Raw genomic sequence first — 16520 nt, 5'->3', positions numbered from 1 at the left:
AACGTAAGTCGGTTGGCAGGACCATAGCCCGCCGCTCCCGAAGATGCCTTGCCGTACAGCAAGTGAAGCTAGCAATTAAGGATTAGCCAATATTCGGTGCGTCATCCTGCCATCCTGCCGATTGCGACCATTGGTGAGTGGTGGCGGAACCAGGCAGCGGCGCGACTTGAGCTTGCCGATGAGAGCAGTCGTCTGGCTTGCGCGGGATTGAGCAGGCCTCGAACAAGACAGAAATTCTCGAAGACGCAGATGGCTCTCGCCGACTACGTGCCGCGATAGCCATTCGGGTTCTTCATCTGGAAATGCCAATGGTCGGCACACATCTGTGTCAGCGATCGCGCTGATGTCCAGCCCAACAGGTTCTTCGCGACAGTTGGATCGGCATAGCAGATTGCGACGTCACCGACCCTGCGTTGGTCGATCACATACGGCACGGGCCGGCCACTCACTTCCTTGAATGTCCGGATCACGTCCATGACGCTACTGCCGCTTCCTGTTCCGAGATTGACCGTCAGAAGGCCGGGCTGTCTCAGTTGGCTAAGGGCGCTCAGATGTCCGGATGCAAGATCGACAACGTGAATGAAGTCGCGGATCCCGGTGCCGTCCGGAGTATCATAGTCGTTTCCCCAAACATGCACCGTCGGACGTCGTCCGATCGCCACTTGTGCCACAATAGGCAACAGATTGTTCGGCACATCCAGGGGATCTTCTCCGATCAGTCCGCTTTCGTGGGCGCCAACCGGATTGAAGTAGCGCAAGATGGCAATCCGCCAATCCTTGTCGGACTCATGAAGGTCCTTCAGTATTTCTTCGATGAAGTATTTTGTGCGGCCGTACGGATTGATCGGTGCGACGGGATGCTTCTCGTCCAGCGGCAGGTACGCGGGTGTCCCGTAAACGGTTGCGGATGAACTGAAGACCAGCGTCTTGACGGATGCTCGCGTCATGGCCGACACGAGCCGCATCGTTCCCACGACGTTGTTGTCGTAATAGGTGATGGGTTGAGCGCTGGACTCGCCCACCGCCTTGAGGCCGGCGAGATGAATGACCGCAGTCACGTCGTGGGCGCGCAGGATCTGGTAGATCGCCTCTTCATTGCGAATATCGGCATGCCGGAAAATGACCGATCGCCCGCAGATGGCTCGTATCCGTTCGAGAGAGGCGCTGTTGCTGTTGGAAAGATTGTCGACCGCGACGACATCGAGCCCGGCGTCGAGTAGGGCGACAGCGATGTGGGATCCGATATAGCCGGCACCGCCGGTCAACAAGATCATTTCCGCTTCCGTTTCGCGTCTGCGTGGTCAATGCTCGCCGCGCGCGGGAAATCATCCCGCGCGGTGATGCCGATGCGCCAGACCGGACGAGTCTCAGCTATTTCCGCAGTCGGATCGCCCCGTCGGCTTTTGAGCTCATGTCCTTGCGGGTATGGCCGTTGGCGAGGGAGACTTCGAAGTAGTTCTCCGCATGGTCGATCCCGCCAAGTGGCGCCGGCCGGCCCGCTCTCGCGATCTTGGGAATTTCCCGGCCGGGTGGGAGGAGCCGCTCGGTCACGTCAACGATCTGATGCGCCGAACTGCTGTTTCTCGACCAAGCCGCAGATCGATGGTTCAATCCCCAGATTGCTGCCTGCGTTCTGTTTTGAACCCGAATCTTGCGAAGGATCGCCTTGATGTGAACCTTCACCGTGGCTTCGGCAATCTTGATCTTGCGCGCAATGCACTTGTTGGAATCGCCTTCAATCAGGCACTGCACAATTGAAACTTCCCGCGGCGAAAGTTGCTGAGCCAGCGTGTCATCTGCCGTTGCGACGGCATGATCGTCATCGTTGGGTACAGGAGCATCGTCCACCTCGCGTTTCTCGGTCTCGAGAGCGGACTCCAAGAATGCCGGCGGGAATACCGTCCCACCCATCATGACGAGTTCGATGGACTTGATGAACGCGTCGCAGTTCATCACGTCGATGAAATATCCGGTGGCGCCGGCTCGGAATGCGGCAACCAGATCATTCAGATGAAAGTGATCCGCGACAACTGCGACACGTGCATCCGCGTGACGGCGCTTGAACGAGTCGATTTGCTCGACTGTCGGGCGAAAATCATCGCCACTATGAACGATGAGGAACAATGACGGACTCGCGGGGGCTTTCTGAAGCGCCTCATCGCTGGGCCAATCATCGGCGTCGTATATCGAGGTTAGGACGAAATTCTCCGAATTTAGAATTCTTGCAAGGCCTTCTTTGCGAAGACTATTTTCACCAACCAGTGCAATGGCAAAAGGATATCGTCGTCTCATGGAAACTCTCCCGGACGCTACAATGATACAAGCGGTTGAAGGGTTGAACCCGATTCATTTTTGGTGGCCCGCCCAGCTGAAAAGAACGACGTAAAAACAAGCTTCCTCAGATTCGGTCGATAGAACAAACCTGGGACGAAAAGCGCTTAACCCACTCCGAAAATATTTAAGAATGTTAGATGCTAATCCCCAATATCCCTATATACCGTTGGTTATAGGCATTTGGGGCCGCCAAACTGACGAGGGTGGTCTCTCGGTCCTCGTCGACAGGCACTCGCTGAGGGTGCCTCGGATCGTCGCTGCGATTACGCGTTGTGGAATCTGGTTATCGGCGCGCTCCAGGCGGTAGATTCACGGGACCAAACGACAACAAAACCTTACTGAAATGCCTCATATTGGAGTAGCTTATTAATGTCATGGGCGCCGATCTGAACTGAGGGGGATTGAGGGTTGATCGGAAATGCATTTCAGTCGTGTAGTCATTGCCAGTAGATATCCAGTCGTTTTATTGGGTCTGAACTGCCTGCTCGAAGCAGAGCGTGATTTCAAAGTTGTTGCTCGCTGCAATGATATTGCGAGCTGCTTCAAGGCAATACAGAGCCTCGCGCCCGACATCGCCATTTTGGACATGTCGATGCCTGACATTTCTGGGCAGGCCATGCTCGAGGTCGCAAACTCCGGGGCGCTTGGTGTGCGGCTCGTGTTTCTTGCCGCCTCGGTTGAGGATCGCGATCTCGCCATGCTCGCAGCAGCGGGAGCTTGCGGTGTTCTTCTGAGCGAGGAGGAGCCCGAAACGCTCTTGCAGACGTTGCGGCAAGTCGCCGACGGCCAGAAGACATTGCCTCCGCCCTCGTACGAAGAAGCCATCCCTTATGCGCAAACGACGATCCCGGAGAAATATCTTGCGGTGCTGACGGACCGCGAGCGTCAGATCATGCGTTTGGTGTCGGAGGGCTTGTCGAACAAGGAGATTGGCCGCCGTCTGAAGGTGGCCGACGGTACCATCAAGGTTCATCTGCACCACATCTTCCGCAAGCTCGAGATCAGTAACAGGACCGTCCTTGCTACGCTTGCCGTCTCATATTCCGGGCCGACCGGGTCTCCATCCGTCGAATAGCGGCGACGGACCGGCGTTTTTCATCGAGCTTCATGCGCGATGATCATCCCCGCTAGGCCAACGGGCTGTCTGTACGCCTGGAGATTGCGGAAAACGAGCGTCGCAAGGCAGTTGCGATGAAAACGCCTGCACAGCAGCCGGCGCCTTTGACGAACATGTCCTTTACGTATCCATGTCTGTCGGGGAGCAGTCTTTGGATGAGTTCGAAGCCGACGACGATAGCGAGAAGGACGAGCAGGATTGGCAGCACGTGCTTCGGATAGGCGAGCGAAAAGGCGCCCCCGATAATGAACAGAGCTGCAAAACGATCGATGTTCGCCGATATCAACGTGTGCGGACGGAATGCCAGCGGTGTATCGGTGACGATGAAGAGGCCTAGGATCAAACCCCAAGCCAAGCATCGGAATACGGCTTGCGTCATCCCTTGTGGTTCAGCAAGAGCGCAGTAACCTGGTTTCATCATTCGCATTCGCAACTACTCTTCAGGCGCGGCCGTTTTAAAGAGATGGATCGTCGTTGCACGATGGGGGCAAGCTCAACTGCGGATCACCATGGCGGGCTAGGTTTTGCCAAGCCACTGGCCAATGTCTCTGGATCCGATGACCCGTTTGGGCCGGTATGGGTTGATCGTTCCGGCTGAAAGTCTCTCGATGCGCTGGTCCTCCGCCAGTTTCCTTGTGAACTGCTTCGCATCCTGTTCGGATACGAATGTCGCAGTCCTTCGTGCGTGCCTGTCGGGCGGAGCATCGCGTTGATCAATGAAGGAGACGTACCAGATGTGCCTTGCTGTCATGCGGGACCTCCGAGGTCAGGTCTAGGCGCGAATACAAATTCGAGACACCAGGCGGTGATATCTGAAAGCTGATCGGCAGAAAGCTTCTTCTCCATTGTGTAGTCGTGATTGGTTTCTGCGAGCCAAAGCAAGCCGGCGATTGGTCCGTCCGCAATGGACGGGAATTGCAGCTTTCGCTCAGCGTGTCGCCGGGGCTTTCAGAGTACTCCTCCTGGACATCAAGCTTGCACGCTTCGTTCCATCGCGAAGAAGATGGCCACGAGGCGCCGCAGGCGAGCGCTGCGATTCATGCCGCAATGGAAAACTGAAGGACGAACAGTGACTGGCCGCCCGGCTCGGGGCTGTCGCTGATTTCGACATGCCAGCGAAGATGACGCAAGAATGGCTCCGTCACGTCGTGCTTGAGTATCTCGCCGCTCAGTTCAATCGCCGTCGTCCGTGCGGCGAAAATGTCGGGAAGATCCAGGCCGACATCATCGAGCACTGAATGGCCGCCGTGGATATGAAAAAAATACCGCGGCATTGGTGTCTCCGGATGAGGCGAACATTCCGACGACTGCGACGAGCTCGACGCATCAAAGTGGTGTCATCGCACCACGGTGAGGCGGACGGCAAGCCGCTATTCTAGGAGGGCGGATCATCATTGTTGGGTACCCCGACGTGGACCTGCACCATCATCGGTTCGGAAGGTCGAGCGACGCATCGGGTCGATAGCAGGGCAATCGCATTTGGAATGAACTGATTCTTCCGCGCCGTCATGGCCGGGCTTGTTGTTTAGCCCGGACAGATCACTGACGGGTGTTCGGAGACATAGCTGACACATCAACATTGGCTGGATTGGTCCGATTCGGGAGGCCGTCCATGCCGTGGAGTGAGGTGTCAGTAATGGATCAGCGCCACGAGTTCGTGCGGCTGGCATTGCAGGAAGGCGCCAACCGGCGCGAGCTGTGTCAACGGTTCAACATCAGCCCTGACGTTGGCTACAAATGGCTGCGGCGCTGGCAGGCTGGTGATCGGGAACTGGCTGACCGCTCCCGGCGTCCGCATGCGATGCCCAAGCGCAGTGAGGCTGCCATCGAGGAGCAGGTGCTTGCGGTGCGCGACAAGCATCCGGTCTGGGGCGCGCGCAAGATCGCCCACTGCCTGAAGCGGGACGGCAAGACGGTGCCTGTGCCCTCGACGGTGCACCGGATCCTGTGCCGGAACGGCCGCGTCAAGCCGAGCGAGAACGCGCCGCCAAATCCAGGGCACCGCTTCGAGAAGGAAGCTCCCAATCTACTGTGGCAGATGGACTTCAAGGGCCACCTGCCGCTCGCCGACGGAACGCGGTGTCATCCGCTAACGATCGTCGACGATCACTCGCGCTATGTCCTGTGCCTGAAGGCCTGCGCCGACGAGCAGCGTTTCACCGTGCAGGATCACTTGACGACGACGTTCCGCTGCTATGGTTTGCCGGAGGCCTTCTACACCGACAACGGCTCACCATGGGGCGATACGTCCGGCATTCGCTGGACCGGATTGAAGGTCTGGCTGCTCAAGCTTGGCGTCAGGGTGGTGCATGCCAGGCCTTGCCACCCGCAGGCCCGCGGCAAGAACGAACGCTTCCATCGCACCCTGAAGGCCGAGGTCTTTGCGATGCGCCGCTTCCGCACCCTACCGGAAGTCCAGCGTGCCTTGGATGCCTGGCGGCCGATCTACAATCTGCAGCGCCCTCACCAAGGCCTTGATATGCACGTTCCCGCCGATCGCTTCCGACCCAGTGCCCGCGCTATGCCGGCCCGCGTCCCGAAAATCGAGTACGACAGCGGCGAGACCGTGCGCAGGGTCTCATCGACGAGGCCCTACATCTCCTTCAAGGGACGCTTCTGGAAGGTTCCACAGGCCTTCGCGCGCGAACGGCTTGCCATCAGGCCGCTGGATCGCGACGGCCATTACGGCGTCTTCTTCGCCAGCTGGCAGGTCGCATCAATCGACTTGACCAACCGCCAACCTGTCAGTGATGTGTCCGAACAGGTGTCAGCCATGTCCCCGGACTAAACACTTGTCCCGGCCATCCACGTCCTTCTTCGCGTGGAAATGAAGACGTGGATGCCCGGGACAAGCCCGGGCATGACGAGTTTGTGGGAACTCCGATTGCCTCAAACTGCCAATAAGCGATTTGCCTCGATAGAGGAGGCTAGCCGAAATCGTGCGGGCTTGCCGGGCTGAGCTAGCGATTCGGTCAGGGCAAGCACGCCTCAGCGCAGGCAGTTCTTATGAATAACGCCGGACGCGCCGAGATCTCTCGGATGGTCAGGGAAGCGTGCGGCAATACCAATGCCCGAAGCCAGTAAGCAGCGTTTCACGGCGGCCCCCGCCCCGGTACTCGCCAAGCGCGTCGGCGATCAATTATTTGTGCGGTGCGGCAATATTGATGTTGCATTGCAATAATAGCTGACTAACTCTGCTTCTCACGCGCCACTGAGGAGCCTTCCGTGATCAAGATTTCCCTCTCCACCCTTGCCGCCGCTCTCGCGATCGTAACCGCCGCGTCCGCTGCGGAGCTTCCGACCTATGAGGCTGCGGGCCTGCCGATCTCGGCGGTGCAGGCCGGCGTGATTGGCGCCGCCAACGCCCGCGAGCAGGCGCCTGTTGCGACCACATCGGCGACGCCGCATCAGCTCAGCGTTCTGACGCCCCGCAACAAGATGACGACCGCGCGGGCCGCTGCCCGCACCGACCGCTCGGTCCACTGATCGGCATAGCCGTTCCCGGAAGGCCCGCGACGACGTCGCGGGTCTTCGGCGGGCGTAGAGCAAATACATCGCGCGCTCAGCTGCGTCCGATGCAAGCTCGCGCCGCTCGCCGCCGCCAAGTGGCGCCTCACGCCGTTGGCGCGAACTCCCGCAGGTGGAGTTTGATTGCGGCGTCGACCTCGTCCGGGTGATCGACCTGAGGCAGTCGCCGAGGTCGAGAAATGGTGGCCGATCGTCAAGTCGGCGAATATCAAGGCGGAATAGCTACAACGATGATTTTCGGCGTGATCGGCAGATGCGCGTTAAGGCATCCGCTGTCATGGCAGGGCTGGCAGCTTGCAGGCTCGGCACTGGAAATCGTCGCCGCGCTCGTCGGCGCGAACTTCGAATTCCTCCGAAACCCGAACAATTCGGTTGCGAAGCGGGGCGACCTCGGAAAGCTCAGCGTGGCCCGTGCGTCGGCATTTCGGGCACCGCAGGATCTCAATCCAGTAGGTTTGGGTCATGACGTCGTCTGCAAACGCTCGCGCAATGATAACCCCGACTGGCGCGAAGAAAATTGATCCAGCTCAAAAACGCGGCCGCATCTCCTCCAATTCCGCACCTGTTCAAACGCCAAAGCGCGTTTCGAGGCCCCGGGGCGAGCGCTGCTCAAATCGGTGAAAACCCTGACCGCGTTAACCTTTGATTAACCATGCGGTCCGATTGTTAACCATTCGACAAGACAACCGAGTCAGGGGCGATGGACGCAACTCAACAGGTCGCACGTCAGCAGGTCCGCATGCGCGGCCGTTCCTACGTTGCGTTCGTTTTCTCGCCGGTCGTGCCTGTCGTGTCCTGGCTGGCCGAGATCGACGCGACGCTGGCGAAGTCGCCGGGCTTCTTCACCGGAAAGCCCATCGTGCTCGACCTCTCGGCGGTCGATCTCAGCCAGACCGCGATCGCGCATCTGATCGGCAGCCTCGGCGAGCGCAACATCCGCATCCTCGGCATCGAGGGCGTCGACGAATCGAAGCTCGGCGCCAACATGCCGCCGCTTCTGACCGGCGGCAGGGCCTGCGCGATCACCCATGTCGAGCCGCAGAAGCCGCAGGTGCAGGAAAAAAACAAGGACAAGGACAAGACCAAGTTGCCGTCGCTGCTGCTGGAGAGCCCGGTCCGTTCCGGCCAGTCGATCGTGTTTGCCGAGGGCGACGTCACCGTGCTCGGCTCGGTCGGCTCCGGCGCCGAGATCGTCGCCGGCGGCTCGATCCATGTCTATGGCACGCTGCGCGGCCGCGCGATGGCCGGCATCAACGGCAATTCGGCGGCCCGCATCTTCTGCCAGAGGATCGAGGCCGAGCTGCTCGCGATCGATGGCTACTACCAGACTGCGGAAGAAATCGCCGACAGCTTGCGCAACCGGCCCGCCCAGGCGTGGCTCGAGGGCGAAATGCTGCGCATTACACCATTGAACTGACCGACCACAAGGAGAGAGAGAATGGCCAAGGTATTGGTCGTGACGTCTGGGAAGGGCGGGGTCGGCAAAACGACCTCAACCGCCGCGCTCGGCGCGGCGCTCGCGCAAATGGGTCAGAACGTCGTCGTCATCGATTTCGACGTCGGCCTGCGCAACCTCGATCTGGTGATGGGCGCGGAGCGTCGGGTGGTGTTCGACCTCATCAACGTGGTGCAGGGCGTCGCCAAGCTGCCGCAGGCGCTGATCCGCGACAAGCGGCTGGAGAATCTCTGGCTGCTGCCGGCGTCGCAGACCCGCGACAAGGACGCGCTGAGCGAAGAGGGCGTCAAGCACGTGATCGCCGACCTCAAGACCAAGTTCGACTGGATCCTGTGCGACAGCCCGGCCGGCATCGAGCGCGGCGCGACGCTCGCGATGCGCTACGCCGACGAGGCCGTTATCGTCACCAATCCGGAAGTGTCGTCGGTTCGCGACTCCGACCGCATCATCGGCATGCTCGATTCCAAGACGGTCCGCGCCGAGCGCGGCGAGCGCGTCGAGAAGCATCTTCTGGTCACCCGCTATGATGCCGGCCGCGCGGCGCGCGGCGAGATGCTCTCGATCGACGATATCCTGGAGATCCTTGCGACCCCCTTGCTCGGCATCGTCCCGGAAAGCCAGGACGTGCTGCGCGCCTCCAATGTCGGCTGCCCGGTCACGCTGAACGCAGCAAGCAGCGCGCCGGCGCGGGCCTATACCGATGCGGTGCGCCGCCTGATGGGCGAGGCGGTGGAGATGACCGTGCCGGTTCAACGCAAGGGACTGATGGATCGGCTACTGCGACGGAGGGCGGCATGATGAACGTAATGCGGCTGTTCGGCGGCCGCGCCGCATCGGCGCCCGTCGCGCGGGAGCGGTTGCAGATCCTGCTTTCGCATGAGCGTGGCCGGACCGGCGCGCCAGATCTCCTGGAGACACTTCGCTCGGAAATCCTGAGCGTGGTTTCCAAGCATATCGACGTCGACCCCGACAAGGTCGTGGTCCGGATGGACCGTGGCAAGTTCGTCTCGATGCTCGAGGTCGACATCGAGGTTCCCAATGGCGTGCAACGATCGAAGATGGTGGCGGCCACATGACGGCAGACAGCGATAGTCACATTGCCTGGCAGCGCGCGCAGCTCAAGAAGCTGCGGGCGGCGTTGAGGGCGATCGAGGCCGATCAGCTCGGCAAGGCCAATTGCGGCCGCGCGACGCAGATGACGATCGACGAATTGCAGCGCAAGATCGGCGAGTCGGGCCGCTGCATCGCGGAGTACGAGCGCCGGACCCGTCGCCCGCTGGCGACGGACCTCGGCAGCCTCGCCAGCGTCAGCTGGACGCACTGGAACGCCAACATGCCGATGGCCAAGGCGCCGCGCCACCGCGCGTAGTGCGATAATTCTCCCGTCGTCATTGCGAGCCACCCGGTCGGCGCAAGACGCCGCCGGATGACAGGCTCCGCGAAGCAATCCATTTTTCCGCATAGGCGGCTCGATGGATTGCTTCGTCGCTATCGCTCCTCGCAATGACGTGGAGAGAGCAGCGACCTACAGCAAAAACGCCAGCGCGCTCTCGCAACTATCCTCGACTTTGAGGGTGAGCAGCTCGTCGGCGCGGGTGCGGCCGAGATTGACGGCGGCAATCGGCAGGCCGTGCTGCTCTGCCATCCGGACGAAGCGAAAGCCGGAATAGACCATCAGCGAGGAGCCGACCACCAGCACGGCGTCGGCCTGCTCGAGATGCGCCTGCGCCGACGCGACCGTATCGCGCGGCACGTTCTCGCCGAAGAACACCACATCGGGTTTCAGCACGCCGCCGCAGGCTTCGCAGGCCGGCACCACGAACGACGAAAAATCTTGCTCGAGATCGGCGTCGCCGTCGGGAGCGTCGGCGGCATCGAGCGTGAGCCAGGCGGGGTTTCGTTGCGCGAGCTCGTGCTGGAATTGTTCGCGCGGCATCGTCGCGCCGCAGCCGAGGCAGCGCACCACGTCTAATCGGCCGTGCAGGTCGATCACCCGCCGGCTGCCGGCGGCCTGGTGCAGGCGGTCGACATTCTGGGTCAGCAGCAGCTCGCAGCGCCCCTGCTGTTCGAGCTTGGCCAGCGCGCGATGCGCGCCGTTCGGCGCGGCGCGGCCGAACCGTCGCCAGCCCACCATGCTGCGCGCCCAGTAGCGCTGCCGCGTCGCCGCCTCGCCCAAGAACGCCTGGATGGTGACCGGGCGCGTCCGCTTCCAGTTGCCGTCGCTGTCGCGATAGTCAGGAATGCCGGAATTGGTGCTGCAGCCCGCCCCGGTCAGGACAAACAGGCGCTGGTGGCCGGCGACGAAATCCTCGAGGGCGGGGTGTGGCATGGCAGCACATCTAGTGCGGCGTGCGTATCTGCGCCAGATGTGGGGCCTGCCGCGAGCGGACCTTTCACGCCGCCTCTGCGTTGACGGCATGGCACCCGAGGCGTGGTGCTGCGCGCGCCTGTTTGCCTGGCGCAATTGCCGACGGAGTGATCGATGCGGCCGGGATTCATCGTCGTCGTTTGCGGGCTGATGTCGTTGGCCTCATCGCCGTCCCATGGTCAGGATGCGGGCGTGTCCGGCGAGCAGGCGTTCAACAATTCCTGCCGCACCTGCCACACGGTCAAGGACGGCGACAACCGCGTTGGCCCGAACCTGCACAATGTCGTCGGCCGCAAAGCCGGGTCGGTTGCGGACTTCCCTTATTCGGAGGCGATGAAATCATCCGACATCGTCTGGGATGAGAGCACGCTGCTGCGCTTCATCGAAGATCCCGAGGCCGTGGTGTCGGGCAACGGCATGAAGCCGTATACCGGCGTGCGTTCGGCGGAGGATCGCGCCAGGATCGTGGCGTTCCTGAAATCCCCCGGCAAGTGACCGTTGGCGGAAGGCCGGTCTCACCTTGCCGGCACGACGAAGACCTGGCCGGGATAGATCAAATTGGGATTGCGGATCTGCTGCGAGTTGGCCCGATAGATCACGGCGTAGCGCTGTCCGGCGCCGAATGCGCGCTGGCTGATCCGCCACAGGCTGTCGCCGCGGGCGACGGTGGTCGTCGTGATCTTCGGCACGATCACGGCGGAGGGGGACTTCACATCGGATGCGGTGGCGGTTGCCGCCGCGGCGAGCTGCGGTTTGACCACATCCGCGCGGCCGGACGAGGTTGGCGATGCCGGGATCGATGCGGTCGTCATCGTGTCCGGAACGTTGAACGGCACCTCGGCCCGCGCGCGGACCTTGCCGGAGCTGGGATCGACGTCGTCAAGCCGCACCTGATAGTTGCCGGCGGTCACGCCCTTGTTGATCGTGACCGAGAGATGTCCCGCCTCGTCGGCCGTCGCGGACGTGATCAAGCTGCCGTTGAGATAGAGCCTGACGGTCGCGCCGGGAGCTGCCTGACCGCTCACATGGAGCTTGCCGTCCGGTTCGGTCTCGACGGCCTCGATGGCCACTTTCCCAGCCGCCGGCGCCGTGGCCGCAGGTTGCGACAGCACGCGGACCGGTTTGTCCGGTGTCATCAGCGCCACCATCGGCCGCTCCCGCGTCGCAGCCTCGAGCGCCACCGCCACGCTTTGCTTGGAGGTCACCTGCTTGCCGTCGCGCGTCATGCGCAGGGTGAGGTCATAGTTTCCCGGCGGAAGCGGGCGCGGGACCATGACGAACTGGCCGGACTTGTCCACCACGACGCGATCGTGCACCTCGCCATTGCGCAGCAGTTCCACCGTCGTGCCCGGTAGCGCCCGGCCGGCAACAACGGTCTCGCCGGTCGGCTCTATGTTGACGACGTCGAACTCCGGCACCGCGTCGCCGCCTGGTGCTGGCGCCGGTCCCGCCAGCACGTCGGCCAAGGCCGCGGTCTCGGTTTGCGCCTTTGCCAGCGCGGTCTTGTTTTGGTCTCGCGCCGGAGCCGCTGGCGCGGATGGTGCCGTCGCCGTCAAAGGCGTGCTCCCGCCCAGGATTTGCTGGGTTTGGCGGATGCCGAAGACGAGCGCCGCCGTGCCGCCGGCGGCAAGTGCCAGCAACGGAATGACCAGTCGGATCGCCGTGGCGTTCATGATTGTCATCCGCGGATGATGTCCCCCGCGCATCCGCGCGCGACCCCCGCCCCCCGCGGGGATTTAGTGAGAGACTGCGCCGGTTTGCGCCGGCCATCAAGTCGGATGAAGGGATTACTTCTCTCGGGCAGGCCGGCCGATCTGGCGGCTCGCGGCGCCCGGCCCGGGTCGGGATCACGTCAGGTTCAAAATTCCAGCGCCGCATTGTCCACCACCTCCTTCATGACGAAGAAGGTGCGGGTCTGCCGCACGCCGGGCAGCGCGATCAGCTGATCGCCATGGATGCGCTTGAAGTCGTCGACGTCGCCGGCGCGGATCTTGAGGAAGTAGTCGAAATCGCCGGCGACGAGGTGGCAGTCGAGCACGCATTTGAGTTTCGCCACCGCCTGCTCGAAGCTCGCAAAGCTTTCCGGTGTCGAGCGGTCGAGCACGACGCCGACCATCACCAACGTGCCCTTGCCGAGCTTGCGCGGCGCCACCATGGCGCGGACGCCGCTGAGATAACCCTCGTCGAACAGCGCTTGCGTCCGGCGATGGCAGGTGGCGGGGCTGACGCCGACCTGATCGGCCAGCTCGGCATTGCTGAGCCGGCCGTTCTTTTGCAGCAATCTCAACATCTTGAGGTCGATGCGGTCGAGTCGGGCGGACATGGAAGAATCTCTCACTATTGGTCGATTTCATGAGAGAAAATATACCATCAGGGCCAGATCCGGCAATCTTCGGCAATTGTGCAAGCTGAGTTAGAGAGCACCTTTCGCGCCTGGGGTGATAGCTGTGGCCGCCGTTTCAGACCACCAAAGAGGATGCCAGCATGCTGGAGAAGTTCGCGCGCTATCCACTCACATTCGGGCCGACTGCCATCGAGAAGCTCGATCGGCTGTCAAAGCATCTCGGCGGCAAGGTCGAGCTCTATGCCAAGCGCGAGGATTGTAATTCCGGGCTCGCCTATGGCGGCAACAAGCTGCGCAAGCTTGAATACATCATCCCCGATGCGATCGCCTCCAATGCCGACACGCTGGTCTCGATCGGCGGCGTACAGTCGAACCACACCCGCATGGTCGCGGCGGTCGCGGCCAAGATCGGCATGAAGTGCCGGCTGGTGCAGGAAAGCTGGGTGCCGCATGAGGACGCGGTCTATGATCGCGTCGGCAACATCCTGCTTTCGCGCGTCATGGGCGCCGATGTGCGGCTGGTCGACGAAGGCTTCGACATCGGCATCCGCAAGAGCTGGGAGCAGGCGATCGAGGAGGTCAAGGCCGCGGGCGGCAAGCCCTACGCGATTCCGGCCGGCGCCTCCGTGCACAAATTTGGCGGGCTCGGCTATGTCGGCTTCGCCGAGGAGGTGCGCGCGCAGGAGCGCCAGCTCGGCGTCAAGTTCGACTACATCATCGTCTGCACGGTGACCGGCTCGACCCATGCCGGCATGCTGGTCGGCTTCGCCGCCGATGGGCGCGCGCGCAACGTGATCGGCATCGACGGTTCGTTCACGCCCGCGCAGACCAAGGCGCAGGTGCTGTCGATCGCGCAGAACACCGCAAAGCTCGTCGAGCTCGGCCGCGACATCGTCGAGGATGATGTCGTGCTGATCGAGGACTACGCCTATCCCGCCTACGGCGTGCCGTCGGAGGAGACCAAGGAGGCGATCCGGCTCAGCGCGCGGCTGGAAGGCATGATCACCGACCCCGTCTACGAGGGCAAGTCGATGCAGGGCATGATCGATCTGGTGCAGAAGGGCTATTTCCCGGCCGGATCGAAGGTGCTCTACGCCCATCTCGGCGGCGCACCGGCGCTCAACGGCTACGCCTACGCGTTCAGGAACGGCTGAGGCGAGCCACGCTTCGTAGCCCGGATGCAGCGAAGCGTAATCCGGGGCCCGTGTCGTTCGGGGATTATCCCGGATTTCGTGGAGCCTGTCATCGGGCGCGCGTTTGCGCGACCCGTCGGCTGCATCCGGGCTGCACGCCTCCCGTCCCATGTCAGGTCCGCGTCAGCTTCGCCCGGTATTTTTGCCTGGCCGGGCGAGTTGGGAGACCATCGCGTGAGGATGATGAATGCGGCCGGCCGAGCCATCGCCGCGCTCGGCGTTGGCATCGTCGCCGTGGGGCACTGGATCTGGACCTACCAGGGCCAGGGTGCCGCGCCGCATCCCCGCCTGCTGGCGATGAATCACGCAGTCGAACTCTATGCCGGCATCTTCCTGATCGGCGTCGGCGTCCATGCCCTCGCATCCTGGTACTGGTTCAGCGATCCAAATCCGCCGGCGCGCTCCTCGGTCGGGGAGCCGCAGTAGCGTCCGCCTTGGCGGCAATGCTCCGGTTGAGGTGCTGTCCTGGTTAGGGCACTCGGAGAGGGGAATTAGGACATCTGATGCCCGGTGGAATCTGGAAATTGGACACAGCCGCTGACTGACATACGCTAAAGCGCCCGCCGATCCGACGTGTAATGCTTTGAACATTATGTTCAGGACCGATTTAGATGGCGTCGAGTTCAGCCTCATAGGCTTGGCGGGGATATCGCTCGTCGCGTTCATCATCAGCTTAGGCTGGCTTCTGATAGGCTGAACTGGCGTAGCTCATTGGAGACGTCAACTTGGCCTTAGCGCTCTCCCGGCGCTGGGGCCGTTTTCTAATCAGGACACTTCCAAAATCAACTTAGGACGCTCGCTTGGGGAAATCAGGACACTCATTCACATATGCAAATGCCCTTCCGTACCATCGAGGTTCTAGCTCACGCGGGGGTGTCCATAATCTTTCCCTACCCCACGGGCGCTCCTCGGCCTCAGCCTCCTTGCCCGAGTGCTGGGGCCGTTTGCTTGAGTGCCGCATCGCATCTGCGATGAAACGCAAGCTGACTTTCCTATGCAAATGCGGGAACAGACCTATTGGGCGCAGGGTCGAGTTCTCATGGGAATGACAATCCCTCTGGCCCCGGCGCTAGCTACGTGCCGGGGCCGCCTTATTCTCAGCGGCGCGGTAAGGCGGCCTCAGCGTTCGTTCCAACGCGCTGGGGCCGTTTCCTTGAGGGCGTCACGGGGAACAGTCTCGCTGGAAGGCCTGATTGATCGCCACTCTCTACGTAGCATCTCGGATTGGTGTGCCAGCATACGCGATTGGGCTGCGACGTTCCGGACAATGGCGCGCTCGGGAGCGAGTAGCTTCACGGCCACATCATCGCACTGTGCTGCCATCGCTCGCATCTCTTCCGACGTCATGGTGTCGTATCAGAAGGCGATTCGAACGGGGCTGCATTTGCCTATGTTTCAGCCCCAAGCCGGGGATTGTGCCGGAGATTCAGCCGCGAGCTTGCGGAGGATGGATCGCAACCACAGGAAGGGAGGCGCCGCTCTCATTTGGCGTGACGGCTAACTCGGAAGCAGAAGTGCGCGAGCGATTTGAATCGAGCTTGCGCCGATGGATCGAGATCATAAACGGAGAGGCCGCCAACTGAGGCGGCCTTACTCAACGACGCCTTTGATATCGGACCTTCGCCGGAACAGTTTTATTTGTCCGATCAGCGGTCGGATCAGATATTTTAGAACAAGGCCGAGACCTATGATCGACACCAGGATTGGCCAGTAGGCCAAGATCGCAAGAACGGCCAACCATTCCGGGCTGCGCTGCTCCCGCCAATACACCGACGCCGCGATGACGTGGGCCACCAATAGCGCGGCCCAAATAGCTAGCGCGACGATGACGGGCTCATCGAATGTCAACGCTTCCCACGCGGCTTCACCCGGCCCTGAAGGCGCACTTTCGCTTTCCATGGCTTGGTCGACCTCCCTCAGCTTCCAACCCCTGCGATGGCGGGCTTATTCCATCGGAATGCTAAGGGGGACGGTAGCGGAGGCTGGAACTCCGTTCACCCACGGAGAACCCCGGTAACACTTCTGCCCTGTGGAGCGAGAACACTTGGCGGATTGCAAAAGCCAGAACATCTGGCGTGCGACTCAGTAGTCTTGCCGAGAACATCGGCCAAGTTACGGTTTTCGTTCGCTTAATCGGAATTAAGATACTCCAAGATTCAACTTGGGACACGGGCTTAAAT

19 protein-coding genes are annotated in these 16520 nt (G+C 61.7%); 11 read left to right on the top strand and 8 right to left on the bottom strand.

Translation table 11 applies throughout. The features are described 5' to 3' along the window. Positions 1-263: 263 nt before the first annotated feature. Together galE and ACVI1L_RS11450 are read right to left on the bottom strand one after the other, a co-directional pair. Positions 264-1274 (bottom strand): UDP-glucose 4-epimerase GalE, encoded by a 1011-nt coding sequence (gene galE, locus ACVI1L_RS11455; RefSeq protein ID WP_456782903.1) that lies wholly within the window; start codon positions 1272-1274, stop codon positions 264-266. A 97-nt stretch (positions 1275-1371) separates the two neighbouring features. After that, positions 1372-2292, bottom strand: a complete 921-nt coding sequence (locus ACVI1L_RS11450; protein ID WP_456782902.1) for a LuxR C-terminal-related transcriptional regulator — start codon at positions 2290-2292, stop codon at positions 1372-1374. Between the two features lie 460 nt (positions 2293-2752). On the opposite strand from ACVI1L_RS11450, the gene ACVI1L_RS11445 reads away from it, so the two are divergent. Continuing rightward, positions 2753-3409, top strand: coding sequence for a LuxR C-terminal-related transcriptional regulator (locus ACVI1L_RS11445; protein ID WP_225162391.1), 657 nt, complete (start codon positions 2753-2755; stop codon positions 3407-3409). Between the two features lie 52 nt (positions 3410-3461). Here the strand turns inward: ACVI1L_RS11445 and ACVI1L_RS11440 are convergent, their stop codons facing one another. Both ACVI1L_RS11440 and ACVI1L_RS11435 read right to left on the bottom strand, forming a co-directional pair. Continuing rightward, a complete protein-coding gene (locus ACVI1L_RS11440) occupies positions 3462-3878 on the bottom strand; it encodes a hypothetical protein (RefSeq protein WP_456782901.1) in 417 nt (138 codons plus the stop codon). A gap of 610 nt (positions 3879-4488) precedes the next feature. Next, entirely contained in the window at positions 4489-4725 is a 237-nt protein-coding gene (locus tag ACVI1L_RS11435; protein WP_028335246.1) for a DUF6894 family protein, read from the bottom strand. 338 nt (positions 4726-5063) lie between these two features. On the opposite strand from ACVI1L_RS11435, the gene ACVI1L_RS11430 reads away from it, so the two are divergent. From ACVI1L_RS11430 to ACVI1L_RS11400, 7 genes are all read left to right on the top strand, one after another. Further along, positions 5064-6239, top strand: a complete 1176-nt coding sequence (locus tag ACVI1L_RS11430; protein WP_057015551.1) for an IS481 family transposase — start codon at positions 5064-5066, stop codon at positions 6237-6239. A gap of 437 nt (positions 6240-6676) precedes the next feature. After that, entirely contained in the window at positions 6677-6937 is a 261-nt protein-coding gene (locus tag ACVI1L_RS11425) for a hypothetical protein (RefSeq protein WP_456782900.1), read from the top strand. Positions 6938-7158: 221 nt separating this feature from the next. After that, entirely contained in the window at positions 7159-7500 is a 342-nt protein-coding gene (locus ACVI1L_RS11420; protein ID WP_456782899.1) for a hypothetical protein, read from the top strand. A gap of 179 nt (positions 7501-7679) precedes the next feature. Beyond that, complete coding sequence (minC, locus tag ACVI1L_RS11415; protein WP_028335249.1) at positions 7680-8396, top strand: septum site-determining protein MinC; 717 nt, start codon at positions 7680-7682, stop codon at positions 8394-8396. A gap of 21 nt (positions 8397-8417) precedes the next feature. Further along, positions 8418-9233 (top strand): septum site-determining protein MinD, encoded by an 816-nt coding sequence (minD, locus tag ACVI1L_RS11410; RefSeq protein ID WP_057021178.1) that lies wholly within the window; start codon positions 8418-8420, stop codon positions 9231-9233. Continuing rightward, entirely contained in the window at positions 9233-9511 is a 279-nt protein-coding gene (gene minE, locus ACVI1L_RS11405; RefSeq protein WP_026192121.1) for a cell division topological specificity factor MinE, read from the top strand. Before minD ends, minE begins: the two co-directional genes overlap by 1 nt. Then, complete coding sequence (locus ACVI1L_RS11400; RefSeq protein WP_057021179.1) at positions 9508-9804, top strand: hypothetical protein; 297 nt, start codon at positions 9508-9510, stop codon at positions 9802-9804. Before minE ends, ACVI1L_RS11400 begins: the two co-directional genes overlap by 4 nt. 156 nt (positions 9805-9960) lie before the next feature. Here the strand turns inward: ACVI1L_RS11400 and ACVI1L_RS11395 are convergent, their stop codons facing one another. Further along, the gene (locus ACVI1L_RS11395; RefSeq protein ID WP_076834846.1) at positions 9961-10764 is read right to left on the bottom strand and encodes an NAD-dependent protein deacetylase; all 804 of its coding nucleotides are present in this window, start codon (positions 10762-10764) and stop codon (positions 9961-9963) included. 153 nt (positions 10765-10917) lie between these two features. Between ACVI1L_RS11395 and ACVI1L_RS11390 the strand changes: the two genes are divergently transcribed. Further along, entirely contained in the window at positions 10918-11298 is a 381-nt protein-coding gene (locus ACVI1L_RS11390; RefSeq protein ID WP_229189985.1) for a c-type cytochrome, read from the top strand. 20 nt (positions 11299-11318) lie between these two features. Here the strand turns inward: ACVI1L_RS11390 and ACVI1L_RS11385 are convergent, their stop codons facing one another. Both ACVI1L_RS11385 and ACVI1L_RS11380 read right to left on the bottom strand, forming a co-directional pair. Next, positions 11319-12476, bottom strand: a complete 1158-nt coding sequence (locus tag ACVI1L_RS11385) for an Ig-like domain-containing protein (protein ID WP_456782898.1) — start codon at positions 12474-12476, stop codon at positions 11319-11321. A gap of 185 nt (positions 12477-12661) precedes the next feature. Beyond that, complete coding sequence (locus ACVI1L_RS11380; RefSeq protein WP_057021181.1) at positions 12662-13126, bottom strand: Lrp/AsnC family transcriptional regulator; 465 nt, start codon at positions 13124-13126, stop codon at positions 12662-12664. A 161-nt stretch (positions 13127-13287) separates the two neighbouring features. Between ACVI1L_RS11380 and ACVI1L_RS11375 the strand changes: the two genes are divergently transcribed. Together ACVI1L_RS11375 and ACVI1L_RS11370 are read left to right on the top strand one after the other, a co-directional pair. Beyond that, positions 13288-14301, top strand: a complete 1014-nt coding sequence (locus ACVI1L_RS11375) for a 1-aminocyclopropane-1-carboxylate deaminase (RefSeq protein WP_057021182.1) — start codon at positions 13288-13290, stop codon at positions 14299-14301. Positions 14302-14520: 219 nt separating this feature from the next. Next, entirely contained in the window at positions 14521-14766 is a 246-nt protein-coding gene (locus ACVI1L_RS11370; RefSeq protein WP_456785539.1) for a hypothetical protein, read from the top strand. A 1164-nt stretch (positions 14767-15930) separates the two neighbouring features. Here ACVI1L_RS11370 and ACVI1L_RS11365 read toward each other — a convergent pair. Then, on the bottom strand, positions 15931-16239 hold the full coding sequence (locus ACVI1L_RS11365; protein ID WP_229193518.1) for a hypothetical protein: 309 nt from the start codon (positions 16237-16239) through the stop codon (positions 15931-15933). Positions 16240-16520: the final 281 nt, after the last annotated feature.

This window comes from Bradyrhizobium sp. USDA 4516 (assembly GCF_054055915.1).
This window is presented reverse-complemented; position numbering and strand designations above follow the sequence as displayed.